This is a genomic window from Sphingobium sp. MP9-4 (assembly GCF_005281675.1).
In the GTDB taxonomy this organism is placed as follows: Bacteria; Pseudomonadota; Alphaproteobacteria; order Sphingomonadales; family Sphingomonadaceae; genus Sphingobium; species Sphingobium yanoikuyae.
Genome location: NZ_LUFI01000028.1, coordinates 64,384 through 76,922 on the forward strand (window position 1 = coordinate 64,384; position 12,539 = coordinate 76,922).

The following is a 12,539-nucleotide window of genomic DNA, read 5'->3' on the forward strand; positions in this document are numbered from 1 at the left end:
GTCAGAGCTGGGCGAGCGCGGCGCGGGCACCGTCGGCTTCGAGAATGGCGAGCCAGCGGATCAGCGCGGCGCGGAAGGCGGCGTTGCCGGCAAGGTCGGCGGGCACCACGGCATCGAAGGCGAGGATCGCGTCGACCCGAGCCTTGGTGGAAGGGGCGTCGGCAAGGCGGGCCGCGATGGCAGCGGCGAGCGGATCGTCGACGACATGCGCTTCGCCCCGATCATCGACGCCGGCCTGCCAGCGGACCCAGGCGGCGACGGCGAGCGACAGGGCATCGATCCCCTGCCCTGCCGACAGCCGCGCGGCGATGGTGGCGAGCAGGCGCTGGGGCAGCTTTTGCGAGCCGTCCATCGCGATCTGGCGGGTGCGATGCTGCAGGGTCGGATTGTCGAAACGCGCCATCAGCTCGCGACGATAGGCGGCGACGTCCAGCTCGGGCGGGGGCGACAGGGTGGTCTGCGCCTCGTCCCACAGGGTTTCGACGAAATGCCGGGCTTCGGACAGCGCCAGCACTTCATGGACATGGTCGATGCCGGCAAGGCCGCCGAGATAGGCGATGCCGCTATGCGCGCCGTTGAGCAGGCGCAGCTTCGCCTCCTCCCAGGGGGCGACGGCGGCGGTGACCTGAACCCCGGCGCCGAAATCCGGGCGCGGGCCGCAGAATTTATCCTCAATCACCCATTGCAGGAAGGGTTCGGTCTTGACCATGGCCTGGTCTTCCACCCCCAGCCGGTCGGCGAGCGCGGCGATGTCGGCGTCGGTGGTGGCGGGGACGATGCGGTCGACCATGGTTTCGGGAAAGGCCCCTTCCGCCGCGATCCAGTCGGCCAGCGCCGGGTCGTGCCGGGCAGCGAGCGCCAGCACGGCGTTGCGCAACCGGGTGCCGTTGTGCGGCAGATTGTCGCAGCTGATCGCGGTGAAGGGCGGCAGGCCCGCGGCCCGTCGCGCGGCGAGCGCGGCGACGAGGAAGCCGGGCGCAGTCTGCGGCGCGGCGAGCGAGGCAAGGTCGGCGGCGAGTTGGGGATCGCCCTCGATCAGGGCGCCGGTCGCCGGATCGAGCTTATAGCCCTTCTCGGTCACGGTCAGGGTAACGATATGGGTATCGGGCGCGGCGAGCGAGGCGACCAATGCGGCCGGGTCTTCCGGGGCGACCAATACCTGGCTGACCACGCCGATGATGCGCGCCTGCTCGGCCGAACCATCGCGCACCAGCATGGTGTAGAGGCAGTCCTGCGGCATCATCTGGTCGCGCACGCCGGGCGACCGCAGCGACGCGGCGATCACGCCCCAGCGCAGGTCACCGGCGGTCAGGGCATCATCGAAGATGACCGCCTGGTGCGCGCGGTTGAAGGCGCCGATGCCGAGATGGACGACGCCGGGACGGACCGCCGCGCGATCATAGCCGGGACGGACGATATCGGCGGGCAGGCCGGCGAGCGTGGCGGACGATAGACGGGTCACAGGATCAGGCAGCCTCTTGCGAGAGAGTCACGGGCGCATAGCGCGGGACGATAAGGTGCAGCACCAGCAGCGCCAGCAGATAGGCACAGGATGCGACGATGAAGATCGGCTGGAAGCTGCCGACGGTTTCCAGGATGATGCCGGCGAACTTGGCCATCAGCATGCCGCCGATCGCGCCGGCCAGCCCGCCAAGGCCGACCACCGACCCCGCCATCCAGCGCGGGAAGAGATCGCCCGGCAGCGCATAGACATTGGCCGAAAAGCCCTGGTGCCCGGCGCAGGCGAGGCCGATCAGGCCGACCGCGATCCACATATTGGGCGCCTGTGCGGCGAAGGCGATCGGCAGGGCACAAAGCCCGGCACAGAACATCGCCGTCTTGCGGGCGCGGTTGATGGCCATGCCCCGGCCCATCAGGCGCGACGACAGCCAGCCGCCCGCGACAGAGCCGACATCGGCGAGCAGATAGACGGCGATCAGCGGCGGGCCGAAATCCAGCATCTTCACGCCATATTGCTTGTTGAAGAAATCGGGCAGCCAGAAGAGGAAGGTCCACCAGACCGGATCGATCAGGAAGCGCGAGGTCATATAGGCCCAGGCCTGGCGATAGCGGAACAGGGTGCGCCACTTGACCGGGCGGGCCGGTTCCTGCGGGTCCGCCTCGATCCAGGCCAGTTCCTGCGCGCTCAGCCCCTTCTTTTCGCGCGGGCGGCGGTAGAAGGTCAGCCAGGCGGCGAGCCAGAAGACCGTCAGCAGGCCGGTGAGGATGAAGGCCCAACGCCAGCCCAGCGTGACCGCAATGACCGGGACGATCAGCGGCGTCAGGATCGCACCGACATTGGAGCCGGCATTGAAGATGCCGATGGCGAAGGCGCGTTCCTTCTTGGGGAACCATTCATTGGTGGCGGCGATCGCCGCCGGGAAGGTGCCCGCCTCGCCGATCGCCAGCGGAATGCGGGCAAACAGCATGCCGGCGGTCGAGGTGAAGAAGATGTGCATGACATGGCCGACGGTCCACAGGCCGACCGCCAGCGCATAGCCGGCCCGCGCGCCGATCCGGTCGATGAGCCGGCCGAAGGCGACATAGGCGATGCCGTAGCCGGCCTGGAACCAGATGGCGAGATCGGCATAGCCGCTCTCGCTCCAGCCATAGCGGGCCTGCAGATCGGGCTTGAGCGTCGGCAGGACGAGCCGGTCGATATAGCTCAGCACCACCGCCGCAAAGAGCAAGCCGCAGACGATCCAGCGGACCTTTCCGGACGGTTTGGGGATGGTGGTCATTGGCCACTCCGACAATGTTTCGTCATTCCCGCGAACGCGGGAATCCACCTCCGGACCTCGCGATTGGGGCTATGGCAGGAGATGGATCCCCGCTTTCGCGGGGATGACGGCGTGGAGTGGCCAAAGCAGGTCAAGCGATCACCAGTTGAACATGGTGCCGTCTTCGAGCCGGTTCACCGGCAGGAAGGCGCGATTATATTCATATTTGGCGGCCAGTTCCTCGTCGATGTCGACGCCCAGGCCCGGCTTGTCGCCCGGATGCATCGCGCCGTTTTCGAACGTGTAAGCATGGGGGAAGACCGCGTCGGTCTCGGGCGTGTGGCGCATATATTCCTGCACCCCGAAATTGGGCACCGACAGATCGAAATGGAGCGCAGCGGCCATGCAGACCGGCGACAGGTCGGTCGCGCCGTGGCAGCCGGTGCGGACCTGATAGAGATCGGCGAGGTTCGCGATCTTGCGCAGGTGGCTGATGCCGCCGGCATGGACCACGGTGGCGCGGATATAGTCGATCAGCTGGTTCTGGATCAGTTCGCGGCAATCATGGATCGAGTTGAAAATCTCGCCCACGGCCAGCGGCGTGGTGGTGTGCTGGCGGATCAGCTTGAACGCATCCTGATTTTCAGCCGGCGTCGCATCTTCCAGCCAGAAGGGGCGATATTGTTCCAGATCCTTGCCCAGACGCCCGGCCTCGATCGGGGTCAGGCGATGATGGATGTCGTGCAGCAGATGCACGTCCCAGCCCAGCGCTTCGCGGGCCGCCTTGAACAGTTCGGGGACGATGCGGAGATATTTGCTGGTATTCCAGACATTTTCGGTCGGCAGGTCGGCGTCGGCGGGTTCGTAGAAATATTTGTCCTTCGACACGCCATAGGTCGATGCCATGCCAGGGACGCCGCACTGGATGCGGATCGCCTTGTAGCCCTGCGCCTGATATTCCAGCGCGACCTTGACCGTATCCTCGATCGTCGTGCCATTGGCATGGCCATAGACCATGACGCTTTCGCGGCTGGCACCGCCGAGCAGCTGATAGACCGGCAGGCCGGCAATCTTGCCCTTGATGTCCCAGAGCGCGGTGTCGACGGCGGCGATGGCCGACATCGTCACCGGGCCACGGCGCCAATAGGCGCCCTTGTAGAGATATTGCCAGATATCCTCGATCTGGTGCGCGTCCCGGCCGATCAGGCAGGGAATGACATGGTCCTGCAGATAGGAGGCGACGGACAGTTCGCGGCCATTGAGGGTCGCATCGCCCAGACCATAGACGCCCTCTTCGGTCTCGATCTTGAGGGTGACGAAATTGCGGCCAGGGCAGGTGACGATGACCTTGGCGCCGGTAATCTTGGGCATGGATGCTCCCCTAAAACTGGTATGACCAATAATGGCCATAGGCGATAATCAATTTGCCTTCAACGATATTGGTCAGGCCAATACCGTCAGGCGATCTCCAATGTAATCGTCTGAAGCGTGGCGCTGTCCGGCCCGACCATGATGTCGAACAGGCCGGGTTCGACCACTTCGCGCATGTCGAGATTCCACAGCGCGAAGGCTTCGGGACCGATGGTCAGGCGCACGGTGCGGCTTTCGCCCGGCGCCAGCGCGATCCGCTCAAAGCCCTTCAGTTCCTTGAGCGGGCGGGTGACCGAGGCGGTCTGGTCATGGACATAGAGCTGCACCACCTCTTCGCCCGCGACAGTGCCGACATTGCGGACATCGACCTCCACCGTCACGTCGCCGCCCACGCCAATGCGGCTGGCCGACAGGCGCGGCGGACCGAAGGCGAATTTGGTGTAGCTGAGGCCGAAGCCGAACGGGAAAAGCGGGCTGGCATCGGCGAAGAGATAGCCGCGCCGCGAGGATGGCTTGCGGTTGTAGAAGATCGGGATCTGGCCCGCGTCGCGCGCGACGGTGACGGGCAGCTTGGCCCCCGGATTGACGTCTCCGAACAATATGTCGGCCATGGCCGTGCCGCCCTCCTGCCCCGGATACCAGCATTCGATCAGCGCATTGGCGCCATCGACCACGGCGGGATAGCTGGGCGGGCGACCGTTGATGGCGCACACCACCACCGGCTTTCCGGTCGCCTTCATCGCGGCGAACAGGTCATTCTGCTCGCCGACCAGATCGAGGCTGGTGCGATCGCCCAGATGGTTTTTGGCAAAGCCTTCGCGGCTGGTCTGTTCGGTGTCGCCGATGGCCAGCAGGATGATGTCGGCGGTCTTCGCGACCTCGACCGCTTCGGCGATCAGCTGGCGGTTCTTCGCCGGATCGGCCAGCAGCACTTCGTCCACCGAGCGATCCTCGCTCTGGGTGATGAAGACGCCCTGGGCGTGGACGATGTCCGCCCGGTTGCCGAGCTTCGCCCTGATGCCATCGAGCAGTGAAACCGCCTGGCGCGGGATCGAGGAATAGCCGCCCAGCCGCGCGATCGCGGCATTGGGGCCGATCACGGCCACCTTGCGATGGGCGCCGGGCTTGAGCGGCAAGGTGCCGTCATTCTTGAGCAAGACGATCGACTTGTGCGCCGCCTTGAGCGCCAGCGCGCGCGCCTCCGCATTGCCGGTGAGCGCATCATAATCGGCGCGTGGCCAGGGGTTTTCGAACAGGCCCGCGCGGAACTTGAGCGTCAACATCCGCGTGCAGGCGAGGTTGACGGCCTCAAGGGGCACTTTTCCGGCGCGGACCTGCTCCACGAGCGTGCGATAGGCCAGGCCATCGGGCAGCTCGCAATCGACCCCGGCGCGGAGCGCGGCACGGGCCGTCGCCTCCAGGTCGGGCTGGACATGGTGGATGGTGTCGAGTTCGGGGACGGCGCCATAGTCGCTGACCACTGCGCCGTCGAAATGCCATTCGCCGCGCAAAATGTCGCCGAGCAGCCATTTGTTCTGATGGCTGGGGACGCCGTCAATCTCGTTATAGCTGGGCATGACGGCGGCGATGCCGGTGCGCTTGACCACCTGACGGAAGGGCGGGAAGAAATTCTCGCGCAGTTCGCGCTCGCTGATCGGCGCGGGCGCGATATTCTCGCCCGCCTGCGGCTGGCCATGGCCGGTCATATGCTTGAGCGTGGCCATGACCTTGTCCGGGCCGATCTGCTTGCCCTCCCCCTGCAGGCCCAGCACGGCTGCAACGCCCATCTCGCCGCAGAGATAGGGGTCTTCGCCAAAAGTCTCCTCAATCCGGCCCCAGCGCGGGTCGCGGGCGATGTCGACCACCGGCGAGAGGGCGAGATGGACGCCGCGCGCGCGCACTTCCCGCGCGATAACCGACTGGACATCGGTCATCAGCTGGCGGTCGAAGCTGCCGGCAAGGCCGATCGCCATCGGGAACATGGTGGCGTCGGTCGCCATGTAGCCGTGGAGCGATTCCTCGTGGAAGAGGACAGGGATGCCGAGGCGGGTGTCCTCCACCGCCCATTTCTGGACGGCATTGATGAAGGCGACAGTATCGGCCGGGGTGCGCCAGCGCGCACCGACGCCGCCGGCCTGGGTCGACCCATTGGGCGCGCCGCGCCGGTCGGACGGCCGGGTGATCTGGCCGAAGCTCGCCGGATAGGCCTTGCTCGCCTTGGCCGGCGAGAAGGTGAGATCGTCCATGATGTCGGCCTTGGTCGCCCAGAGCGCGATGATCTGGCCGACCTTTTCCTCCAGCGTCATGCGGCCGAGCAGGTCACGCACGCGCAGGTCGATGGGGGCGGTTGCGTCCTTGTAGAGCGGACCGCCCTTCCCCTTCGCCGCCAGCGGGGCGGCGGCGAGCGCGGAGGTGGAGGCGAGCAGGCCGAGCGCCTGGCGACGGGCGAAACGGGTCGTCATCATGGCTTATTGCACCGTCAGGGTGGTGGACTGGAGCGCGACCGAGCTGTTGCCGGTCATGATCTCGAAATCGCCGGGTTCGACGACGCGGTGCATCTGGTCATTCCACATCTGCAGCGCCTCGGGACCGACGGTGAAGGTCACGGTGCGGCTCTCGCCGGGTTTCAGCGTCACGCGCTGGAAGCCCTTCAGCTCCTTGACCGGGCGGGTGACCGAGCTGACCTTGTCGCGGATATAGAGCTGGACGACCTCGTCCCCTTCCCGCGCGCCGGTGTTGCGGACATCGACCGAAACGCTGGTCTTGCCGCCGGTGCCGATCCTGGTGGCGGACAGGCGCGGCGCCGACAGGCTGAAGCTGGTGTAGCTAAGGCCGAAGCCGAAAGGATAGAGCGGGTCTATGGTGTCGAACAGATAGCCGCGCCGGGCCGAGGGCTTCATATTGTAGAAAAGCGGCAACTGGCCGGCCGAACGCGGCACGGTAACGGGAAGCTTGCCGCCCGGATTGACGTCACCGAACAGGATGTCGGCCACGGCATTGCCGCCCTGCTCGCCCAGATACCAGCCTTCGAGGATGGCGTTGGCCTGTTCGCTGACCTTGACCGTGGAAGCGGGACGGCCGTTGATGAGGACGACGGTGATCGGCTTGCCCAGGGCTTTCAATGCATCGAACAGCTCCTGCTGCTCGCCGACCAGGTCGAGGCTGGGGCGGTCGCCCAGATGATTGTCGGCCCAGCCCTCGCGGCTCGACTGTTCGGTGTCGCCGAGCGTCAGGATGATGCGGTCGACATTGCGCGCCGCCTCGACCGCCTGGGCGATCAGCTTGCGATTTTCGGCCGGGTCCGACTTGGTGACGCTGTCGGCCCACCAGTCGTCATCCTCGGTGATCTTCACGCCCTGAGCGAAGACGATGTTCGCCTTGGTGCCGACCCGCGCCTTGATCCCTTCGAGGATCGAGACGCTGTGCGGCGGCTGGCCATAATAGCCGCCCAGCCGCGCGACCGCCGCGCTGGGGCCGATCACCGCGATCGTGCCTTCGGGCTTCAGCGGCAGCATGCCGTCATTCTTGAGCAGGGTGATCGACCGCTGCGCGGCGGTGCGGGCGAGCGCGCGGGCATCTTCATTATTGGTGATCGCGGCCGCAGCATTGGCGTCGGCATAGGGATTTTCAAACAGGCCGGCGCGGAACTTCAACTCCAGCATGCGGCGCACGGCGAGATCGACCTTCGCCTCGCTGACCTTGCCCTCGCGCACCAGCTTGCCGAGCGTGGCATAGGACAGGCCCTCGGGCAGGTCCGCATCGACGCCGGCATCGAGCGCGCGCATCGCCGCCTCTTCCAGATTGGCGGCGATATGGTGGATGCTCATCAACTGATCGACGGCCGAATAATCGGAGACGACGGCGCCGCGAAAGCCCCATTCTTCCCGCAGGATATTTTCCAGCAGCCAGCGATTGGCATGGCTGGGCACGCCGTCAATCTCGTTATAGCTGGCCATCACCGCCTCGATGCCGGTGCGTTTCACCACCTGTTCGAAGGGCGGGAAGAAATTCTCGCGCAATTCCCGTTCCGATACCGGCGCCGGGCCGATATTGGTGCCGCTTTCGGGCTGGCCATGGCCGGTCAGATGCTTGAGCGTGGCGAAGACATGATTGGGCTGGAGCGTGCGCGAACGGCCAACACCCTGAAGCCCCTCGACCGCAGCAACGCCCATTTCGCCGACCAGATAGGGATCCTCGCCATAGGTTTCCTCGATCCGGCCCCAGCGCGGGTCGCGGGCGATGTCGACCACGGGCGAGAGCACCATCGGCACGCCGCGCGCGCGGATTTCACGGGCGATCACCTGATTGACCTGGCGCAGCATGGCGGGATCCCAGCTCGACGCCATGGCGATCGACTGGGGGAAGCTGGTGGCGCCAACGGCGGCATAGCCGTGCAGCCCTTCTTCATGGAACAGGATCGGGATGCCGAGCCGGGTCTGCGTCATCGCCCATTTCTGCAAGCCGTTGACCAGTGCCACGGTGCGGCGCGGATCGCGGCCGGGCACGACGCGCGGGCTGAAACTGCCGCGCCCGTCGGAAGGCCGGGTGAAATGGCCAATGCCGTTGGGGAAGGTCGGGCTGAGCTTGCTGGGGTCCAGTTCGCCCTGCGCGTCCAGCAGCTTCACCTTGTCGGTCCAGACGGTGGTGATCTGGGCGATCTTTTCATCCAGCGTCATGCGCGCCAGCAGATCATCGACGCGCGCCTCGATCGGGGCGGACGCATCCTTGTAGAGCGGGCGGGCCGACTGACCGGTCGCTGGTGCTGCCGTAACGGGCGTGAGCGGCGCCGCCATCACCAGCGACAGCGCTGATGCTGCGCACAAAAACTGAACTGACCGGATCACGACGCCCCTCTCCAATTTTGTCGCGGCTTTCCTTTTTGCTTGCCGCCGATCAACTGATAGCGTTACCATCACAACCCAAGAGCTGCTTGTCAATGCCACCGTTGGCAATGCACCAAAAAATTGCCTGCGGGCCAAGGGGGAGAGGACCGAATGTTTGCGCGCCTGTTTTGCTGGATCATGGCCAGCGCCCTTTTGATCAGCGCGCCCCGTGCGCTGGCGGAAGACGGTTATGATCTGTGGTTGCGCAATGCGCCGGCCGATGCCGCCGCTGCCCAACAGATTGGGGCCAACGCGCGCAGCATTGTCGGCGGGGCCAGCCCTACCCTGATGATCGCCCGGCGGGAATTGCAGCGCGGCATTGCCGGGCTGACCGGCGCCACCGTGCCCCTGACAGCAACAGTGCAGCAAGGTGCGATCCTGCTGCAATCGGCCGCGCAGCAGGACAAGCCGTCCATATCGACCGACGGGCTGGGCGCAGATGGTTATGCGATTCGCACCATGACGGTCGCGGGCAAGCCGGTGACGGTGATTGCCGGCGCGACCGATGTCGGCGTGCTGCACGGCGCCTATGCCTGGCTGCGCCTTGCCCGCACCGGCGCAGCGCTCGACCGGATCGATATGCGCAGCGCGCCGCGCATCGGCCTGCGCCTGCTCAACCATTGGGACAATCTGGATGGCACGGTCGAGCGCGGCTATGCCGGCCAGTCGATCTGGGACTGGTGGCGCCTGCCCGATTATAAGGGGCCACGCTATACCGACTATGCCCGCGCCAATGCCTCGCTGGGCATCAACGGCACGGTGCTCAACAATGTGAACGCCAAGTCGGACAGCCTGACGGCGGCCTATATCGCCAAGGCGGCGGCGCTGGCCGACCTGTTCCGCCCCTATGGCATCAAGGTCTATCTGTCGGTCAAATGGACCGCGCCGATGGAACTGGATGGCCTCAAAAGCGCCGATCCGCTCGATCCGGCGGTTGCCGCCTGGTGGAAGGCCAAGGCCGACGAAATCTACAAGGCGATCCCCGATTTCGGCGGTTTCCTGGTGAAGGCGAACAGCGAGGGCCAGCCCGGCCCGCAGGATTACAAGCGCACCCATGCCGACGGCGCCAACATGCTGGCGGCTGCGGTCAAGCCGCATGGCGGCATCGTGATGTGGCGCGCCTTCGTCTATGCCCATGACAATCCCGACGATCGCGCCAAGCAGGCCTATAGCGACTTCAAGCCGCTCGACGGCCAGTTTGCCGACAATGTCATCGTCCAGGTGAAGAATGGCGCAATCGACTTCCAGCCGCGCGAACCCTTCCACCCGCTGTTCGGCGCGATGCCCAAGACGCCGCTGATGATGGAATTCCAGATCACCAAGGAATATCTGGGCCAGTCGACCCACCTTACCTATCTCGGCACGCTGTTCGAGGAGACACTGAAGAGCGATACGCTGGCCAGGGGCAAGGGATCGACCGTCGCCAAGGTGATCGACGGATCGCTGGAAGGCCACAAGCTGACCGGCATCGCCGGGGTCGCCAATATCGGCGTCGACCGCGACTGGAGCGGGTCGATCTTCAACCAGGCAGACTGGTATGCGTTCGGCCGCATGGCGTGGGATACGGACCTGACCGCCGAAGCTGTCGCGCGCGAATGGGCGGCGCAGACCTTCTCCCCCGATCCCAGGGTGGTTGCGCCGATCGTCGCGATGATGATGGGATCGCGCGAGGCGGCGGTCGACTATATGACGCCGCTGGGCCTAGCCCATATCATGGGCACTGGCCATCATTATGGCCCCGCCCCCTGGGTGTCCGAACTGGCGCGGCCCGAATGGAACCCGGTCTATTATCACAAGGCCGACAGGCAAGGCATCGGCTTTGACCGGACCAGGACGGGCAGCAATGCCACCGGCCAATATGCGCCGGCGCTGGCGAAGCTGCTGGATAATCCGAAGACCACGCCGGAGCGCGAACTGCTGTGGTTCCATCACCTGCCCTGGGACTATCGCCTGCAATCGGGCGAGACACTGTGGGACGGCCTCATCCATCATTATGACCGGGGCGTCGAAACGGTCGCGGCGATGCAGCGGGACTGGGCCAAGCTCAAGCCCCAGGTCGATGCCGAGCGTTTCGCGCAGGTCGAGACCTTCCTGGCGATCCAGCATCGCGAAGCGCAATGGTGGCGCGACGCCTGCATCGCCTATTTCCAGTCGGTGTCCGGCCGCCCCCTGCCCGCCGGCAGCGCGGCGCCCGCCCATCCGCTCGACTGGTACAAGGCGCTGAGCTTCCCCTATGCGCCGGGGCATCCGAAATGAGATTTTACTTAAGCTTGCGCAATGATCCCGCTAGCAGAGAGGTTTAGCCCCATGTCGAAGGCCCCGAAAAACTGATGGAAGCCAGAAGTTCCCGCCGCCAGCGCAACGCGCCCACCATCAACGATGTGGCGAAACATGCCGGCGTTTCGCCGATGACGGTGTCGCGGGTGATCAACGGTGAACAGGTGGTGCGGGCGGCGACCAAGGAGAAGGTGGAGGCGGCGATCGCCGCGCTCAACTACTCCCCCAGCGCCGCCGCGCGCAGCCTGGCGGGCGGCGACGAGACGCGGATCGGCCTGCTCTATTCCAACCCGTCGGCATCCTATCTGTCGGAATTTCTGGTCGGGAGCCTCGACCAGTCGAGCCGTGCCGGCATCGACCTGGTCGTCGAGAAATGGGACGAGCAGACCGCGATCAAGGCGGTGGTCGACCATCTGGTGCGCGGCCGGATCGACGGCGTCGTGCTGCCGCCGCCGCTGTGCGACCATGAAGCGATGATCGATGCCCTGCGCGAGGCGGGCATCCCCGCCGTCGTGGTGGCGACCGGCCATGCGCCGGCCAGCCTGGCCGCGGTCAGCATCGACGACCGGGGCGCGGCCTATGAAATGACCCGGCACCTGATTGGCCTTGGCCATAACCGCATCGGCTTCATCAAGGGGCATCCGAACCTGAGCGCCAGCGAGGAACGGTATCAGGGCTATATCCGCGCGCTGGGCGAAGCCGGCATCGCGCTGGACGATGCGCTGGTGGAACAGGGCTTCTTCACCTACCGATCCGGCCTGGACGCGGCCGAGCATATATTGGCGCGGGACAATCCGCCGACCGCCATCTTCGCCAGCAATGACGACATGGCCGCCGCGACGGTGGCGATCGCCCATCGCAACGGGCTGGACGTGCCGGGCGACCTCACCGTCTGCGGCTTCGACGATACCTCGCTCGCCACCACCATCTGGCCGGAACTGACCACCATCCGCCAGCCGATCAGCGCCATGTCGCGGGCGGCGGTCGACCTGCTGGTCCGCCACATCAAGGGCCGCCGCACCCAGAGCGAGGATGGCCCGCCGCACATGCTGCTGGACTATGAACTGGTCCGCCGCCAGTCCGACGCGGCGCCGCGATTGCGCCCCAAGCACAAGGGCCGAAAATAGGATCAGCAGCGCTTAACTTCGCATATTTCCTGCACATTGCGACATTTTCATGCGCGCGTTGGAAATCTTCTTGCGAGGATGGATGGTGCGCGGACGATGGGAAAGAGCCTGGGCCCGGTGTAGCAGGGTTGGCTGGGTGTAGGACAGGTTTGGGTGGGAAG

The 12,539-nt window shown here is 65.7% G+C and carries 7 protein-coding genes; 2 read left to right on the forward strand and 5 right to left on the reverse strand.

Going from position 1 to position 12,539, the window contains the following annotated elements; translation table 11 throughout:
• Position 1: 1 nt before the first annotated feature.
• The 5 genes from A0U87_RS08975 to A0U87_RS08995 form a co-directional block, all read right to left on the reverse strand.
• On the reverse strand, positions 2–1,462 hold the full coding sequence (locus A0U87_RS08975) for a mannitol dehydrogenase family protein (protein WP_122928194.1): 1,461 nt from the start codon (positions 1,460–1,462) through the stop codon (positions 2–4).
• A gap of 4 nt (positions 1,463–1,466) precedes the next feature.
• Positions 1,467–2,741 carry an MFS transporter gene (locus A0U87_RS08980; protein ID WP_048937359.1) on the reverse strand — a complete coding sequence of 425 codons (1,275 nt, stop codon included), beginning with the start codon at positions 2,739–2,741 and terminating at the stop codon, positions 1,467–1,469.
• Positions 2,742–2,879: 138 nt separating this feature from the next.
• Positions 2,880–4,091 (reverse strand): D-mannonate dehydratase ManD, encoded by a 1,212-nt coding sequence (gene manD, locus A0U87_RS08985; protein ID WP_004211435.1) that lies wholly within the window; start codon positions 4,089–4,091, stop codon positions 2,880–2,882.
• An 86-nt stretch (positions 4,092–4,177) separates the two neighbouring features.
• Positions 4,178–6,556, reverse strand: a complete 2,379-nt coding sequence (locus tag A0U87_RS08990) for a glycoside hydrolase family 3 N-terminal domain-containing protein (protein ID WP_048937360.1) — start codon at positions 6,554–6,556, stop codon at positions 4,178–4,180.
• A 3-nt stretch (positions 6,557–6,559) separates the two neighbouring features.
• Positions 6,560–8,884 (reverse strand): glycoside hydrolase family 3 N-terminal domain-containing protein, encoded by a 2,325-nt coding sequence (locus A0U87_RS08995; RefSeq protein ID WP_234415756.1) that lies wholly within the window; start codon positions 8,882–8,884, stop codon positions 6,560–6,562.
• Between the two features lie 201 nt (positions 8,885–9,085).
• Between A0U87_RS08995 and A0U87_RS09000 the strand changes: the two genes are divergently transcribed.
• Positions 9,086–11,230, forward strand: a complete 2,145-nt coding sequence (locus A0U87_RS09000; RefSeq protein WP_048937362.1) for an alpha-glucuronidase family glycosyl hydrolase — start codon at positions 9,086–9,088, stop codon at positions 11,228–11,230.
• Positions 11,231–11,304: 74 nt separating this feature from the next.
• Positions 11,305–12,378 (forward strand): LacI family DNA-binding transcriptional regulator, encoded by a 1,074-nt coding sequence (locus A0U87_RS09005; protein WP_048937363.1) that lies wholly within the window; start codon positions 11,305–11,307, stop codon positions 12,376–12,378.
• Positions 12,379–12,539: the final 161 nt, after the last annotated feature.

What these genes read in the sequence shown, in the direction of transcription:
- A0U87_RS08980 (WP_048937359.1), bottom strand. Translation starts at nt 2,741, where the DNA reads ATGACCACCATCCCCAAACCGTCCGGAAAGGTCCGCTGGATCGTCTGC.
- manD (WP_004211435.1), bottom strand. Translation starts at nt 4,091, where the DNA reads ATGCCCAAGATTACCGGCGCCAAGGTCATCGTCACCTGCCCTGGCCGC.
- A0U87_RS08990 (WP_048937360.1), bottom strand. Translation starts at nt 6,556, where the DNA reads ATGATGACGACCCGTTTCGCCCGTCGCCAGGCGCTCGGCCTGCTCGCC.
- A0U87_RS08995 (WP_234415756.1), bottom strand. Translation starts at nt 8,884, where the DNA reads ATGGCGGCGCCGCTCACGCCCGTTACGGCAGCACCAGCGACCGGTCAG.
- A0U87_RS09000 (WP_048937362.1), top strand. Translation starts at nt 9,086, where the DNA reads ATGTTTGCGCGCCTGTTTTGCTGGATCATGGCCAGCGCCCTTTTGATC.
- A0U87_RS09005 (WP_048937363.1), top strand. Translation starts at nt 11,305, where the DNA reads ATGGAAGCCAGAAGTTCCCGCCGCCAGCGCAACGCGCCCACCATCAAC.